Below are 15,769 nucleotides of genomic sequence, written 5' to 3'. Positions count from 1 at the left end.
CGCCGCGCCGCCACCTTCCAAACAAAAGGAGGCGCAGTTTCATGAGCGAGCTGAAGAAACCCGAACCCAACCGCATCAACGCCCGGCTTCAGGCCGGAAAAATGACCGCGGATCTGGAGGTGCAGATGTCCTCGTCCGGGCTGCTGGCGGTGGGGGCGCTTGTATCCGGCATCCTGCTGTCGGTGGTGCCCATCATCTGGGTATCCACCCGCAAGCTTCCGGACGGGGGCAGGCAGGGGACCACCGAAAAGCGCCTCACCAGCTCAGCGCGCTGACCTCATAGCCTTTCAGCACGCGCCGCGCCGTCCTGCCATAGTTTTCGGGCGTTGCGCGCAGGTCGGGGAAGATGGCGAACATCTCCTCCCGCGCCTTGTCGTCCAACCCGCCAAGGCCATAGATGGCAGGGTGATAGCTTTCGGCAGCCGCGCCATTGGCGAACACAACCTCGTGCCGGTCGAACATCAGGTGGATATAGGTGACGCTCTCCATCTCCTCGACCGTGATGTAATGCCCGTCGACCAGATGCCGTGCCGGGGCCAGCACCTCGCGGGTGCCAAACAGCAGGTCCGCGCGATACCCGTCGATCAGCATGCTGTGCTGCGGCGAGACGAGCAGATCGTCCGTCAGGTCCGGCACGGCCCCCGGGCGCAGGCGGACAGGCGCCAGCGGCCCCATCCCCGACACGACCGTCTGCCCGATCCAGCGAACCGGCTGCATGCCGCTGTCGCGCGTCAGGACCATGTCGCCGGCCTTCAGCGTTTCGATGGCACAAAGGCCGCTCAGCGTGCGGATCATCGTACCGGGCGTGAAACACAGTGTCTGGTCCGTTTCCCCGACCGCATCATCGTCCCCGCCCGCCCGGCCGGCCGAACCGCTGCACGCGGGCGGCCCGCCTGCGGCATGGGAATTCCCGCGCCGCGCACGATCGGCGCGCGGAATGTCACTGCCCCGGCGCGCCCGGTCGATATCCGGAAAGACGATCGCGCCCGTGTCCACCGCAAGGTCAAGGCCGGACACGGCAGGGGTTGCCGGAAGGCCCGCCAGCACGCCCTGATCATCGGGAACGAAGAAGGTGTTCCCGGCCTCGTCCAGAAAGAAGGCGCCCGATTGCGGGGTGGAAAGACCGGGAATGGTCGCAGTCTGGCCTGTGCCAAGAAAGGCGCTTTCCCGGAAGGTGGACCTAAGCAAGATCCCCGCCTGCAGAAGCCCGACAGCATCACCTGCCGCCACGCCTTCGCCACCGGTAGCTACAAAATACCCGAGCCGCAAATCACCTGTCGCCACCTAAAACTCTCCAGAACTCGTTAAACAAGAACAAATGTAATGGTCCCGCCCAACAGGGGCAGAAGCCGAGGCTGGCACACCACCGGTGGTTGTGTCCATACCGTTGGTTGTGTCCCTCTGTCTGAATGTTGTGCGCCCGCAGGCCGTCTGACCTGAAACGTGCACATGCCCCGCAAAGGGCATGGTCATAGCATAAGGATTGAGCCGTCAGGGTTCCGGCCGGTGCTGCGCGGCAGGCAGGGCGCGGGCGGGGCTTCCCGCAACCCGGACGCCCGCGCCGACATCACGGGTCACCACTGCACCGGCCCCGATCACGGCACCGTCGCCCACCGTCACGCCCGGCAGGATCAGCGCCCCCGCCCCGATCCACACATCGCGCCCAATATGCACGGGCCGGCCGCTTTCGATGCCCGTGGCGCGCGGGCCAGCTTCCACCGGATGCTCGGCCGTCAGGATCTGTGCGCCGGGGCCGATCAGGGTGCCATCGCCGATGACAACCGGCGCCACATCAAGGATCACACAGTTGAAGTTCACATAGATGCGCGAGCCCAGCCGGATATTTTCGCCATAGTCGCAAAAGAAGGGCGGGCGGATGAAGGTTTCCTCCCCCACCTCGGCCATGATCTCGCGCAGGAGGGCCAGCTTCTCGGCGTCGGGGCCGGCGATGCGGGCGTTGTAGCGGTCCATCCACTGCGAGGCCCGCTCTCGCAGCTGCGCCAGCTCGGGATCGGTGGCAAGGTAAGGCTCCCCCGCCAACATCTTCTGCTTTTCACTTTTTCCCGTCATCGCCTTGTCCCGTCCAGTACGCTGCGCACCTTTCGCGCCGGTTGCGGCAGCATATAGGGCTTTCGCAGCAGATGTGTGCCGGTATCGAGAATTCCGCCTTGCGAAACCGCGTTGCCGGTCCACTGCGACAAGGGCGAGCCGACGGTCAGGAGGCTGACACATCACTGACCGGAGGGGCGGGAAAGGCATGCGTCATGGGTGAAACGGTACCAACCGGGCGCCTTTGCCAACCCTCTTGCCGAAAAACAGCAACCCGCAATCGATCGTCTTTTGGCGATGGAATGCGCGATTGCACGATGTTTCATCCTGCCCGACACAAACGCATTATAGACCAATCAACGCTGATGCACATATGTGCAGAACGTCATGCTCCTGTCATCCAGCCGCCCTAGACCGGGGGCAGATGACGACCGGAGAAATCATGTTCGGCCCCCTTGCCCCGCCCGCCCCCCTGCGACATCGCATCGCCATCGCCCTTCAGGATCCGACGGTGTTCATCGGCGTGGCCCTGCTGGCGCTGTTCGGGCTGCTGATCGCAGCGCCGCTGGCCACCATCCTGCGCGACGTGGTCATCAGCCAGACCGGCGATAGCATCCGCACCGGCGTGGAGGCGGGGGAGTTCACGACCTATTACCTTGCCCGCGTCTTCGCCTCGCGCATGTCGGAAATCCTGTTCTGGGCGCCGCTGGCCAACACGATGGCCATCGCGGCCTGCACCATCGCCATTTCTATCACGCTGGGTACGCTTCTTGCATGGCTGGTGGCGCGGACGGACCTGCCCGCGCGGCGCTGGTTTTCCACCGCGCTGATCGTGCCCTTCATGCTGCCCACATGGACCTTCGCGCTGGCATGGACCACGCTGTTCAAGAACCAGACCGTCGGCGGGCAACCCGGCTGGGCGCAAACGCTGGGCATCGCCGTTCCCGACGGCATCGCCTATGGCGCGCTGCCCACGGTGATCGTGCTGTCGCTGCACTATATCCCCTTCGTGATCCTGCTGACGGGCAACGCGCTGCGCCGTCTGGATGCACAGCTGGAGGACGTGGCCCGCGTGCTGGGCGCATCCGGCCCGCGCATCACGTGGACGATCGTGCTGCCGCTGATGCGCCCCGCCGTGCTGTCGGCAAGCCTTCTGATCTTTGCCGATGCGATCGGGGAATTCGCCGTTCCCTACATCCTTGGGCTGCCGGTTGGATATGAAACGCTGTCCACCTCGCTTTACCGGTCGATCAGCACGCAGCAGAACGGCATCGCGGCGGTGTTCGGCGCCGTCATCGTGGCCATCGGCATGATCGCCCTGCTGCTTGACGCCCGCATGACGCGAGAGGCGCAGCGCTTCGCCCTCATCTCGGGCAAGGGTGGGCAGACGGGGCGCGCGCAACCGCTGCGGGGCTGGCGCTGGCCCGCCTTCGGGCTGGCGGGCGGCTTCTTCGCCAACGGCGTCATCATCCCGCTGACGGTTCTGGCCCTTTCAACCGTGATGCGAATTCCGGGCCGGTTCACGGCCGGGAACTTCACCCTGGATTACTGGATCGGCACCGATCTTGACACCATCGCCCTGCCAAGCGGCATCCTGCGCACCGCCGAATTCTGGCAGGCGGGCTGGAATTCGGTCTCCATCGTCGGAACCGCGTCGATCATCGCAGGCGTTCTGGGGATGCTTGTGGGATATGTCGTGATCCGCAGCCCGTGGCGGGCGCTGGCAACGGCGCTGCGCCACATCACGTTCATGCCCTATCTGGTGCCGGGCATCGCCTTTGCCGCCGCCTTTCTTGCGCTGTTCGCAGGGCCGGTGGGGCCGATCCCGGCGCTTTACGGCACGCCCCTGATCCTGCTTCTGGCGCTTGTGGCCGACCAGATGCCCTTCGCCTCCCGCTCGGGGATCGCGGCGATGACGCAGCTTGGCCGGGAGGCGGAGGAAGCGGGCCGCATCGCGGGCGCGGGCTGGCTGCGGCGCATCGGGTCGATCGTGCTTCCGATCCAGAAAGGGCCGATGGTGGCGGCGGTGCTGCTTCCCTTCATCTCGGGCATCAAGGGCGTCAGCCTTTTCATCATCCTTGCCGTTCCTGCGACCGACGTGCTGACGACATGGTCGCTGCGGCTGATCGACTACAACTACACGCAGGCGGCCAATGCGGTCGTGCTGATGATCGCGCTGCTGGCCTGGGGCGGAACGGTTCTCATCAATCGCATCACGGGCACCGGCCTTGCCAACGGAGTGGGAGGCTGACCATGCCCATCATCGAACTGGACCATCTTGCCAAGCGCTTTGGCCAAACCCCCGTCGTGAACGACGTGTCCCTGCGGATCGAGGAGGGGGAGTTCATGTGCATCCTCGGCCCTTCGGGCTGCGGCAAGACGACGATGCTGCGGATGATCGCGGGGCTGGAAACATCGACCGGCGGGCGCATCACCATCCGCGGGCAGGTCGTGGACGGCGTGCAGGAGGGCCGCTTCGTGCCGCCCGAAAAACGCGGGATCGGGCTGGTCTTCCAGTCCTATGCCCTTTGGCCGCACATGACGGTGGAACGGAACATCGAATTCGGCCTGCGCCTGCGCAAGATGGACCGTGCCGCCCGCCGCGCCCGCGTGAACGAGGTGATGGCCATGCTGCGGATCGACGGGCTTGGCGCACGCTATCCCTCGCAGCTTTCGGGCGGGCAACAGCAGCGTGTGGCGCTGGCGCGGATGCTGGCCGTGAACCCGCGCGTCCTGCTGCTGGATGAACCGCTGTCCAACCTTGACGCCGCGCTGCGCCTGCGCATGCGCGAGGAGTTGAGCCGCCTGCACCGCGATTTCGGCACCACCATCGTGTTCGTCACCCATGACCAGTGGGAAGCCATGACCCTGTCCACCCGCATCGCGGTGATGAATGGCGGCCAGCTGCAGCAGGTGGGCACGCCGGACCAGATCTATGGCCAGCCCGCGAACCGCTTCGTGGCCGAATTCATCGGCAACCCGCCCATCAACATGATCGCCACCGGCACGGCGCTGGCCGATGCGATTCTGGCCGCCGGCGGCCTGTCGGACATCCGGCAGGCGGTGGCGGTGGGGCTGCGGCCCGAAGGCGTGATGCTGTCGCGCACCCCCACCCCCGGCGCGATCCCGGTGGATCTGCGCGCCGTGCTGCCGACGGGCGGATCATGGATCCTCGATCTTGGCCACCCGGCCGAGGGGGGGCAGCTTTTCCACGTCACCCATGTGCCGCCCGGCTGGCAGGCAGGCCAGCGTCTTTACGCCCTGCCCCGCCCCGAAGCGCTGCATCTTTTCGACGCTTGCGGCGGGCGCATCCCGTGCCCGCCGGCCCGTTCCCTTCAACCCGCCCTTGTGCAGGAAACCATCCGATGAAGTTCCTTCCCGTTTCCGCGGCCCTTCTGGGCAGCGCCTTCGCCACCGCCGCCGCCGCGCAGGATTTCGACCTGAACGCCCTGATCGAGGCGGCGAGATCCGAACCGCCCCTGACGGTTTACGATTCCACCGGCAAGATCAAGGAACAGGCCGACGCCTTCGCCCGAACCTATGGCCTTCAGGCCGAGGGGATCAAATCCAAGGCCCCCGCCACGCTGAAGATCGTCACGGGCGAGGCGCGGGCCGGCAACGTGCGCGCCGACGTCGTCATCCTGTCGGATGCGCCTGCCGCGATGGCGCAACTGGTCGATACCGGATACGTCACCAGCTATCTTCCGCCCGACATGGAAGACAAGGTGCCGGCGCTGTATCGCGACCCGCTGGTTGTCGTGAACTCTCCCAACGTGTGGTCGTTCAACACGGAGCTGAACGAAAGCTGCCCCGTTTCGAACATATGGGAGCTGACCGAGCCGGAATGGCGCGGCCATGTCAGCATGCAGGATCCGCTGGGCAAGCCGTCCTATACCGACTGGTTCAACCAGATGGCCACGCACCACGACGATGCGATGGCCGCCGCCTATGAAGCCCATTACGGCAAGCCGCTGGAAACGGATGAAAGCAGCGCGACCGGGGCCTGGGTGGCCGCCATGGCCGCAAACCAGCCGCTGCTGACCGACAGCGATTCAAACGCGGCCGAAGCCGTGGGCGCACCCGATGCGACCGAAAACTTCATCGGCCTTGTCAGCACCGCCAAGTTCCGTGAAAACGCCAATGGCATGACGCTGGGCCTTTGCGCCGACATGCAGCCCTTTGCCGGCTGGCTTTACCCCTCGCTGGCCTTCATCACGACCGACAGCGACAGCCCCAACGCGGCGAAACTGTTCGTCCACTATCTTCTGACGGAGGAAGGTATTGCCCCGCAGGCGATCGACGGCAAAATGTCCACCAACACGGACAACGCGCTTCCGGCCGATGAACCCTCGGGCGTGGGGGCCCATGCGGACGCGCTGATGCAGTATGACGCGGCAACCGCGCAGGACGACTGGAACAGCCGGCAGGACTGGCAGGACCTTTGGGCGCTGAGCCGTCGCGGCTCGTAACATCTTTCGCGCGGGCCATGCCGGCCCGCGCCCCTTCAGGCGATGAACACCAATGACAACACCCCCCGACATGGACAGCCGCGCCGCCTTTCTGCGAACCCTGATGACCGAGGCGGCAGAGATCGCCCGCGAAGGCTTTGCCAAGGCCGCAAGCTTCACGATGAAAGGCCCGCAGGATTTCCTGACCGAAACGGACCTTGCGGTTGAAGCGCATATCCGCGCGCGCCTTGCCGAAACCTTCCCCGATGACGGCATCCTTGGCGAAGAGGGCGGCGGCAGCCTTGCCCCTGTTCTGTGGGTGATCGACCCGATCGACGGCACCGCGAACTTCGCCCGCCGCGTGCCGCATTTCTGCGTCTGCATCGCGGTGGTGGTGGAGGGCGTGACGGAACTGGGCGCCATCATCCAGCCCATCAGCAACGAACGCTGGTTTGCCCGCCGCGGCGGCGGGGCCACGAAGAACGGTGCGCCGATGCGGGCGGCGGCCACGGCCACGCTTGATACCGCATCGGTGGAATTCGGCTGGTCGCGCCGCACCTCGGTGGAGCAGTATCTTCAGGTGCAGCGCAACCTTCTGACGGGCGGGGCGAGCATCCGCCGTGGCGGCTCGGGCGCGCTGGCGCTGGCCTGGGTGGCCGAAGGGCGCAGCGACGGGTATCTGGAAATCGAGATGAACTGCTGGGACTGCCTTGCCGGCCTTCTGATGGTGCGCGAGGCGGGCGGGCAAACCGCCCTCTGGCCCGAGATCCTGACCGATGTTGCCCGCCCCGGCCCCGTTTTCGCCGCCGCCGCTGGCATCGCCGCCCCGTTGCTGGCCGCCTTCACCGAAGGAACGCGGCATGGCTGATGCGCTGACACTGGAACAGATGACGGCGCAGCGCCCGTGGATCAGCCTGATCGAACGGGACCTGCCCGGATCGGGCGTGGACCTGTTCATCGGCGACAAGCAGGCGGCCTCCGATCCCGCGCTGCTTGCGCGGCACAACATCACCGCCGTGCTGAACTGCGCCGTTAACCTTGACATCAACGTGGTGCAACCCCCCGCGCCCGAGGCGGGGAACATTGCCTTCGGCCCCGGCTTCGTGCGGTATTACAAGCTGGGCATCGTGGACGGGCCGGGAAACCCCGCACCGATGATGCTGGCGGGGTATTACCAGCTTGCAGGGCTTCTGGCGCAGGACCTTCCCGTGAAGCCCAGCTATCCGCTGCGCGAAAAGGGCAACGTGCTGGTGCATTGCCGCGGCGGGCGCAGCCGCTCGGCCACGCTGGTGGCGCTGTTCCTGCACCTTGAACGCCCTGATCGTTATGCCACGCTGGATGCGGCGGTGGATCACGTCCGCCATGCCCGCATGTTGCATCCCGACGAATGGTTCGAGGCGCCAAAGCCCGTTCTGGTTGACGCGGCGCGTTGGGCCGCCAACATGGCGCGGATGATCCAGCCGCATTTGCCGTGATGCCTGTGCGCCCTCCTCTCCCCTCGGCCGCCGATGTGGCGCGTCTGGCCGGCGTGTCCCGCTCGGCCGTGTCGCGCAGCTTCACCGACGGGGCCAGCGTGTCGGACGCAACGCGCGCCAAGGTCATGGCGGCGGCAGCGCAGCTGAATTACCACGTGAACCACCTTGCGCGCGGCATTTCCAAAGAGGAAAGCCGCCCCGTCTGCCTTCTGGGGGCCGATCTGTCCGCCCCGTTCCAGGCCTGCCTGCTGGAAGCGATCACCCGCCGCCTGCAAGAAGCGGGGCGCATGGCGATGGTGATCAATGCCGGGTCTGACCCTGCCAGCGCGCGCGAGGCGTTGCAAAGCACCCTGCAGTACCGCGCCAGCGCCACCATCGTGCTGTCGGGCACGCCGCCTGCCGACCTGGTGCGGCTGTGCATCGGGGCGGGCCAGCGCGTCATCCTGATCAACCGCGATGACGCGCTGGAGGATGTGCACCACATCCGCATCGATTACCGCACCGCAATGCGCGACGGGGCGCGGATGATGCAGCGCGCGGGATGCAGGCGCGTCACGGTCGTCAACTCCGCCAGCGGGACGGCCAGCCTGATGCAGCGCGAACGGATGTTCCTGGAGGAGATGCACCTTCTGGGCCTTGAGGCGCAGGTCTGGCGCGGGGGCAGCACGTCCTATGCCACCGGCCAGCGCGCCGCGCGCGAGGTTCTGGCCGGCGCAACCCGCCCCGACGGCGTGTTCTGCATCAACGATCTGATCGCGCTTGGGTTTCTGGGCAGCGCAAGGCAGGATTTCCGCCTGCGCGTGCCGCAGGATCTGTGCCTGCTGGGCTTTGACGATATTCCGCAGGCGGGCTGGCAGGGGCATGATCTGACCACCTTCGCCCAACCTTTCGATGAGATTGCGGCCGTGATCCTGCGCAATTTGCGGCAAACGGGGGCCAGCTGCACCATGCTGCCCGCGGCGCCAGTGTGGCGCGGCACGATCCGGCCCTTCATGGACAACAACGCCGAAGATTGTATTCCATGACAGTTTTTGGTATGGACAACAAACGCAAAGGTTGTTGTCCATGATCCAACGTCACAGCCCCGTGGCCCATGCGGCCTATCACGATCTGCTGTCCAGCCTCGCCTCGGAACGCGCGGCGGAAATCCGTGGCACGCCCTTCCGCGAGGTGCGGGGCAACCGCGCCTATTGGTATGACCTGTGGCGCATCGGATCTTCCGTGCGCAAACGCTATATCGGCGAGGATACGCCCCAGCTTGCCGCCGACATCGCCCGCCACCGCGACCTTCAGGCCGAGGCGAAGGCCCGCGCCGCCCACCGGGCCCGCCTTGTGCGCATCCTGCGGGCCGAAGGGTTCCTGCCCACCGATGCCGGCACCGGATCGCTTTATGCCGCAATGGCCAAGGCGGGCGTGTTCCGGCTGGGCGGCACGATCGTCGGCACCCACGCCTTCCGCCTGTATGAAGGGGAGCTTGGCCTGCGCCTTGCCTTTGACCAGACGGCGCAAACCGGCGATCTGGACATCGCCCAGTTCGAACGCCTGTCGCTGGCGCTGGAGGATCGGGTGGACACCCCGCTGGCCGACACCTTCCGCCAATTCGATTTCGAACCCGTCCCGTCGGTTCAGGGCCACGCTGTCTGGCGGTGGAAGCAGACCCGCTCCGACACGCTGGTGGAGTTTCTGACCCCCAGCTTCCGCCCCGATGAAGACATCCGCGATCTGCCCGCGCTTGGCGTTTCGGCGCAATCGCTGCATTTCCTGAACTACCTGATCGCCGAACCCATCCGCGCCGCGGTTCTGTATCGTTCGGGCGTTCTGGTGCAGGTGCCGCGGCCCGAACGCTTCGCCATCCACAAGCTGATCGTGGCCGACAGGCGGCAAGGCGGCCCGAATGCGCTGAAATCGGTGAAGGACCGTGCGCAGGCCGCCTTCCTGATCGCTGCGCTGGCCGAAGATCGCCCCGACGATCTGGCCCTTGCGCTGGAAGATGCCCGGGCGCGCGGCCCGAACTGGGGCAGGCGGATCGATGCCTCGCTGGCGCGGATGCCGGATACGGCGGCCCTTCTGCACACGCTGTCGTGATGCGGGTGGCGGCGCGGCGCCCCCGCACATAGATTACCGCCCCAAGATGAAAACGGAGACGTTCATGGCCACCCTCTTCACCCCCGTGCAGGTCGGCTCTCAGACGCTGGAAAACCGCATCGTCATCGCGCCCATGTGCCAGTATTCGGCCGAGGATGGCCGCATGACCGACTGGCACACCATCCATTACGGCCAGCTTGCCCTTTCCGGCGCCGCGCTGCTGACGATCGAGGCGACCGCCGTGGTGCCCGAGGGCCGCATCTCCTATGGCGATGTGGGTCTTTGGGATGATGCCACCGAAGAGGCGATGGCCCGCACGCTGAAAGCCGTGCGCGCGGTATCGGACATGCCCATCGCGATCCAGCTTGCCCATGCGGGGCGCAAGGCCTCCACCTCGAAGCCGTGGGACGGGGGCGACCAGATCGCACCGGATGCCGAAAACGGCTGGCAAACCGAGGCCCCTTCGGACGTGCCTTATCTGGACAGCGAGGTGGCCCCCGTCGCGCTGGATGATGCCGGCCTTGCCCGCCTGCGCGACGCCTTTGCCGAAGCCGCCCGCCGCAGTGTCCGCCTTGGCATCGACGCGATCCAGATCCACGCCGCCCACGGATACCTGCTGCACGAATTCCTGTCGCCCCTGTCGAACCGGCGCACGGACAGCTATGGCGGGTCGCTGGAAAACCGGATGCGTTTCCCGCTGGAGGTGTTCGAGGCGATGAAGGCCGCCGTTCCCGAAGGCTATCCCGTCACCGTGCGCGTGTCCGGCACGGACTGGGTGGATGGCGGCTGGGATATTGACCAGACCATCGCCTTTGCCAAGGAACTGGAGGCGCGGGGCTGCGCCGGCATCCACATCTCCTCGGGCGGGCTGCATCCCGATCAGGATATCCCCGTCGGCCCCGGATACCAGGTGCCGCTGGCCCGCGCGGTGAAGCAGGCGGTGTCCATGCCCGTGGTGGCCGTGGGCCTGATCTCCGATCCCGAACATGCCGAAGCCATCGTGGCCACGGGCGATGCCGACATGATCGCCATCGCCCGCGGCGTGCTTTACGATCCGCGCTGGCCGTGGCACGCGGCGGCGCATCTGGGCGCGCAGGTTCGCGTTGCGCCGCAATACCTGCGCTGCCAGCCCCGCCGCTTCCGCGACCTTCTGCACCGCTGAGGGCGCAGCGCCCGGATCAGTCGATCCGGGCCAGCGGCGCGCCGGCGGAAAGCACGGCGCCCGCTTCGGCCAGCCGCGTCAGGCGCCCCGCACGCGGTGCCTCGACGCGCGTTTCCATCTTCATCGCCTCCATCACGGCGATCACGTCGCCCGCCGCAACCTCGGCGCCGTCCTCGGCCTGCCACAGGGTCAGTGTTCCGGCCACCGGCGCGGTCACCCCGTCATCGGAAGCCGCCCGGACCGGCGCGGCGGTGGAGGCGGAAAGCATCCCCGCCGGCAGCCCCAGCTCGTGCCGCTTGCCGTCGATCTCGATCGTCATGCGCACCAGCGGAACGCTTTCCGCGGGCGACACCCGCGCATGCCCTTCCAGCCCCGCAACGGTTTCGGCAAAGTCCGTTTCGATCCAGCGGGTGTGGACGCGGAAATCGTCGCGGAAATCGGGGGCCGTCACCACAAGGCGGTGGAAAGGCAGAACCGTCGCCACCCCCTCCACCCGGAATTCGGCCAGCGCGCGGGTGGCGCGGGCCAGCGCCTCGTTCCGCGTGGCGCCCGTCACGATCAGCTTGGCCATCATGGAATCGAATGCGGGGGCGACGGTGCCGCCCGTGGTCACGCCGCTGTCGATCCGTACGCCCGGCCCGCCCGGCGGATCCCACAGCGTGACGGGGCCGGGGGTGGGCAGGAAGCCGCGGGCCGGATCTTCGGCATTGATCCGAAACTCGATCGAGTGGCCGCGCGGTTCGGGCACGCTGTCATCCGCAAGGCGCGCGCCGCCCGCCACGCGGATCATGGCGCGCACGATGTCGATGCCGGTGGTTTCCTCGGTCACGGGATGTTCGACCTGAAGGCGTGTATTCACCTCAAGGAACGAAAGCGTGCCATTGGCCGAAAGCAGGAACTCCACCGTGCCGGCCCCGCTGTATCCGGCATGGGCGCAGATCGCGCGGGCGGCATCGTGGATGCGGGTGCGCAGATCGTCGGGCAGGAAGGGCGCGGGGGCTTCTTCGACCAGCTTCTGGTTGCGGCGCTGAAGCGAACAATCGCGCGTGCCCAGCACCTTCACCGTGCCGTGACGGTCGGCCAGCACCTGCGCCTCGATGTGGCGGGGGCGATCAAGGAACTGCTCCACGAAACATTCGCCGCGGCCGAAGGCGGTGACAGCCTCGCGCACGGCGCTGTCGAACAGCTCCTCCACCTCCTCCAGCCGCCACGCGACCTTCATGCCGCGACCGCCGCCGCCAAAGGCCGCCTTGATCGCGATGGGCAGGCCGTGATCGCGGGCAAAGGCCAGCGCCTCGGCCGCCGTGACGGGCCCGGGAGAGCCTGCGACCTGCGGCGCGCCCACCGCCTCGGCGATGCGGCGCGCTTCGATCTTGTCGCCAAGCGCCTCGATCACCTGCGGATCGGGGCCGATCCAGATCAGCCCGGCCTGCTGGACGGCGCGTGCGAAACCGGCATTTTCCGACAGGAAGCCATAACCGGGATGCACTGCATCCGCACCCGCCTTCGCCGCGATGGCCAGCAGCTTTCCGGCGTCCAGATAGGTATCGGCCGGCCGGTCGCCCCCAAGGGGATAGGCCGCATCCGCCGCCCGCACGAAAGGCGCGTCACGGTCGGCATCGGCATAAACGGCAACCGCCTCCACCCCCTCGTCGCGGCAGGCACGGATCACGCGCAGCGCGATCTCGCCGCGGTTGGCGATCAGGATGCGGCGAACCCGGTTCGGGTCGGTCGGGTCAAGAAACAGGGTCATGCGGATGCCTCGGGCAATATGGGGGCAAAGGGCCGGTCGGCGGTGAAGCGGATGCGCGCGCCGGGCGGGATCTGGGCCGCTAGGTCCAGCGCCTGCGGCAGCACGGTCGCGATCACGGGATAACCGCCGGTCAGCGGATGATCGGCCAGAAACAGGACGGGCTGGCCGGAATGCGGGATCTGGATTGCCCCGGTTTCCGTCCCTTCGGAGGGAAGCTCGCGCATGTCGGTGCGGGTCAGCGCCTCCCCCTCCAGCCGCATTCCGACGCGGGACGAAAGCGGTGTCACCGTCCAGTCCTGCGACAGGAAGCGGGCAACGGTTTCTTCATCGAACCAGTCGGTGCGGGGGCCAAGGGTGACGGGCAGGGCAACGACCTCCCCCGCTGCCGGAAGGGCGCGCGCGGGGGCCGCACGCGGATCAACCGCATCCGCAGGCGCATGGGCCAGCGCGATCACTGCGCCGTCGGTCAGCGGTTCCGGCCCGATATGGGCCAGCGTATCGCGGGACGCCGATTGCAGCACCGGCGACACCGCGAAACCGCCGCGCACGGCCAGCACGCTGCGCATCCCGCGGGCGGGGGCGTGGATGGTCAGAACCTCGCCCGCGTCCAGCGCGAAGGGGCGGGCGGGATCGACGGGCGTTCCCTCCACCTCGGCGCGATCGGCGGCACCGTCCAGAACCAGCGTCACGGGATCGTCCACCGTCAGGCGTACGGGTCCCAGCGTGATTTCCAGCACCGCCGCACCCGAAGGGTTGCCCGCGCGGCGGTTGGCCCGCCGCATCGCGCCCAGATCCAGCGCACCGGCGGCGGACACGCCCTGCCCCGCCTGCCCCGCGCGTCCTTCGTCCTGCACAAGAACCGGAAAAGGGGTGGACAGGATGCGAAGGCCCGTTGCCGGCTGCGGGGCCACCTTGCGGGGCGCGCGTTTGGGGGCGGCGCGATCCACGAACTGCACCCGCATGCCCGGCTGCAGCAAGGCGGGCGGGCTGCGATCCAGATCGAACATCGGCACGTCGCATTGCCCGATCAGTTGCCATCCCCCCGGCGATTCCAGCGGATAGATGCCGGAAAAGCGGCCCGCCAGCGCCAGCGCACCTGCCGGAATGCGGGTGCGCGGCGACGGGCGGCGCGGCAGATCGAACCGCGGGTCATCGCAGGTCATATAGGCGAAACCGGGGGCGAAACCGCAAAACGCCACCTGCCACGTTGCCGCCTGATGGGCGGCCACAACCTCGGCCACGGTCAGGCCCATGTGGCGGGCCACCTCGTCCAGATCCTCGCCGCCATAGGTGACGGGAAGTTCCATCGGGGGGGCGCTGCCAGCCTCGCGGCGTTCTTCGGGAACACGGGCAAGGATGGCGGCGGCCAGATGCCCGTCCGCCGCCGTGCCCGGCGCCGTGCGGATCATCAGCGTGCGGGCGGCGGGCACGATCTCGGCCACGCCGGGAACGGGATCGGCGGTCAGCGCGTCGAACAGCGCCAGCGTTTCATCCAGATCGGACAGTTGCACCAAGAAGGCGCGCGGGCCGATCGGCAGGAACTGGGGGGTCATACCTGCCACCTCGCATCGGGAATGTCGGTCACGAACATAGGCCGGGGGCATGGGTGATGGCAAATGGCACGCCCGAGGCCATGACAGCCGCCTGCGGCGTCACCCCGCAGGCCCAGAACACCGGCACCTCACCCTCGCGGATCTGCACCGGATTCCCGGGATGGTCCGCCCATGCGGCCGAGGCGTCGGGAACCTCCGCCTCTAACCGGCCATCGCGCCAGATGCGGTAAAGCGGCAGGTCGCGGCGCAGATCCGCCCCCTGGGCCAGCGCTGTCTCACGGCTGCCCGCTTCCGTCACGTCCAGCACGGGGCAGGCCTTGGGGTTGCGCTGCGCATAAAGCAGGAAATCCCGCGCCCAATCCTTGGGAAGCGGGATCATGTTGCATTGCGTGAACCCCGGCGCCAGTCCGGCCGAGGGCGCGATGCGTCCCGCGCGAAACGCCTCGCGCGCGGAACGGGCGGCGGTGATGTCGAGGGTCATGCGCCCCCCGCGAAGGAACGGATGGATACGCCGGCTGCCACCAGCACCTCGCGCACGCGCTGCGCCATGGCCACCGCGCCAGGGCTGTCGCCGTGGATGCAGATGCTGGACGCCTCCAGCCGCAGGGGGGTGCCGTCGATCGCCTCGATCACGCCATCGGTCGCAAGGCGCAGCATCCGTGCGGCCACAACCTCGGGGTCGTGCAGAACCGCGCCCTTTTCATGGCGCGACACCAGCAGCCCTTCGGCAGTATAGGCGCGGTCGGCAAACGCCTCGGCCACCACGGGCAGACCGGCGGCGCGGGCGCGTTCAAGGACCGGTGCCCCGGCAAGGCCCATCATCACCAGCGACGGATCCACCGCCAGCATCCCCGCGATCACGGCATCGGCCTGCCGCGCATCACCCGCGACGGTATTGTAAAGCGCGCCATGCGGCTTGACGTAAGCCACCCGCGTGCCCGCCGCGCGGGCCAGCCCCTGCAGCGCCCCGATCTGATAGATCACGTCCGCCGTCAGATCGTCCGAAGCGACATCAATCTTGCGCCGCCCGAAGCCCTGCAGATCGCGATAGCCGACATGCGCACCCACCGCCACACCGCGGGCCGCAGCTTCGCGCAGGGTGGCAAGGATGCCCACCGGATCGCCCGCATGAAACCCGCAGGCCACGTTGGCGGAACTGACGATCCCCAGCATCGTGGCATCATCGCCCATGCGCCACGCGCCGAAGCTTTCGCCAAGGTCGCTGTTCAGGTCGATCTGCATGT

The 15,769-nt window shown here is 67.5% G+C and carries 14 protein-coding genes and 1 pseudogene; 9 read left to right on the top strand and 6 right to left on the bottom strand.

Going from position 1 to position 15,769, the window contains the following annotated elements:
- Positions 1–41: 41 nt before the first annotated feature.
- Complete coding sequence (locus JX25_RS11950) at positions 42–275, top strand: hypothetical protein (RefSeq protein ID WP_128255342.1); 234 nt, start codon at positions 42–44, stop codon at positions 273–275.
- Here the strand turns inward: JX25_RS11950 and JX25_RS11945 are convergent.
- Complete coding sequence (locus JX25_RS11945; RefSeq protein WP_128255341.1) at positions 256–1,284, bottom strand: Hint domain-containing protein; 1,029 nt, start codon at positions 1,282–1,284, stop codon at positions 256–258. The two genes, JX25_RS11950 and JX25_RS11945, sit on opposite strands and share 20 nt — an antisense overlap.
- A gap of 207 nt (positions 1,285–1,491) precedes the next feature.
- Positions 1,492–2,070: a sugar O-acetyltransferase gene (locus JX25_RS11940; RefSeq protein WP_128255340.1), complete on the bottom strand. Its 579-nt coding sequence runs from the start codon at positions 2,068–2,070 to the stop codon at positions 1,492–1,494.
- 421 nt (positions 2,071–2,491) lie between these two features.
- On the opposite strand from JX25_RS11940, the gene JX25_RS11935 reads away from it, so the two are divergent.
- The 8 genes from JX25_RS11935 to JX25_RS11900 all read left to right on the top strand — a co-directional run bounded on the left by JX25_RS11935 (position 2,492) and on the right by JX25_RS11900 (position 11,219).
- Positions 2,492–4,300: an ABC transporter permease gene (locus JX25_RS11935; protein ID WP_128255485.1), complete on the top strand. Its 1,809-nt coding sequence runs from the start codon at positions 2,492–2,494 to the stop codon at positions 4,298–4,300.
- Between the two features lie 2 nt (positions 4,301–4,302).
- Positions 4,303–5,418, top strand: coding sequence for an ABC transporter ATP-binding protein (locus JX25_RS11930; RefSeq protein WP_128255339.1), 1,116 nt, complete (start codon positions 4,303–4,305; stop codon positions 5,416–5,418).
- Entirely contained in the window at positions 5,415–6,518 is a 1,104-nt protein-coding gene (locus JX25_RS11925; protein ID WP_128255338.1) for an ABC transporter substrate-binding protein, read from the top strand. Before JX25_RS11930 ends, JX25_RS11925 begins: the two co-directional genes overlap by 4 nt.
- 52 nt (positions 6,519–6,570) lie before the next feature.
- Positions 6,571–7,365 (top strand): inositol monophosphatase family protein, encoded by a 795-nt coding sequence (locus tag JX25_RS11920; RefSeq protein WP_128255337.1) that lies wholly within the window; start codon positions 6,571–6,573, stop codon positions 7,363–7,365.
- Entirely contained in the window at positions 7,358–7,972 is a 615-nt protein-coding gene (locus tag JX25_RS11915) for a dual specificity protein phosphatase family protein (protein ID WP_206611581.1), read from the top strand. Before JX25_RS11920 ends, JX25_RS11915 begins: the two co-directional genes overlap by 8 nt.
- Positions 7,972–8,997 (top strand): LacI family DNA-binding transcriptional regulator, encoded by a 1,026-nt coding sequence (locus JX25_RS11910; RefSeq protein ID WP_128255336.1) that lies wholly within the window; start codon positions 7,972–7,974, stop codon positions 8,995–8,997. The genes JX25_RS11915 and JX25_RS11910 overlap by 1 nt, the downstream gene beginning before the upstream one ends.
- A gap of 40 nt (positions 8,998–9,037) precedes the next feature.
- On the top strand, positions 9,038–10,057 hold the full coding sequence (locus JX25_RS11905) for a nucleotidyltransferase family protein (RefSeq protein WP_128255335.1): 1,020 nt from the start codon (positions 9,038–9,040) through the stop codon (positions 10,055–10,057).
- Positions 10,058–10,121: 64 nt separating this feature from the next.
- Complete coding sequence (locus JX25_RS11900) at positions 10,122–11,219, top strand: NADH:flavin oxidoreductase/NADH oxidase (protein ID WP_128255334.1); 1,098 nt, start codon at positions 10,122–10,124, stop codon at positions 11,217–11,219.
- A gap of 16 nt (positions 11,220–11,235) precedes the next feature.
- On the opposite strand, the gene JX25_RS11895 is transcribed toward JX25_RS11900, so the two are convergent.
- The 4 genes and pseudogenes from JX25_RS11895 to JX25_RS11880 all read right to left on the bottom strand — a co-directional run bounded on the left by JX25_RS11895 (position 11,236) and on the right by JX25_RS11880 (position 15,767).
- Positions 11,236–12,972, bottom strand: coding sequence for an acetyl/propionyl/methylcrotonyl-CoA carboxylase subunit alpha (locus tag JX25_RS11895; protein ID WP_128255333.1), 1,737 nt, complete (start codon positions 12,970–12,972; stop codon positions 11,236–11,238).
- Positions 12,969–14,525: a 5-oxoprolinase subunit B/C family protein gene (locus JX25_RS11890; RefSeq protein ID WP_128255332.1), complete on the bottom strand. Its 1,557-nt coding sequence runs from the start codon at positions 14,523–14,525 to the stop codon at positions 12,969–12,971. Before JX25_RS11890 ends, JX25_RS11895 begins: the two co-directional genes overlap by 4 nt.
- Positions 14,522–15,006 (bottom strand): annotated as a pseudogene (locus JX25_RS11885) (D-glutamate cyclase family protein). The gene JX25_RS11890 and the pseudogene JX25_RS11885 overlap by 4 nt, the downstream one beginning before the upstream one ends.
- On the bottom strand, positions 15,003–15,767 hold the full coding sequence (locus tag JX25_RS11880) for a LamB/YcsF family protein (protein ID WP_128255331.1): 765 nt from the start codon (positions 15,765–15,767) through the stop codon (positions 15,003–15,005). The pseudogene JX25_RS11885 and the gene JX25_RS11880 overlap by 4 nt, the downstream one beginning before the upstream one ends.
- Positions 15,768–15,769: the final 2 nt, after the last annotated feature.

It is taken from the genome of Falsirhodobacter deserti (assembly GCF_004015795.1).
GTDB classification, from domain to species: Bacteria; Pseudomonadota; Alphaproteobacteria; order Rhodobacterales; family Rhodobacteraceae; genus Falsirhodobacter; species Falsirhodobacter deserti.
This window is presented reverse-complemented; position numbering and strand designations above follow the sequence as displayed.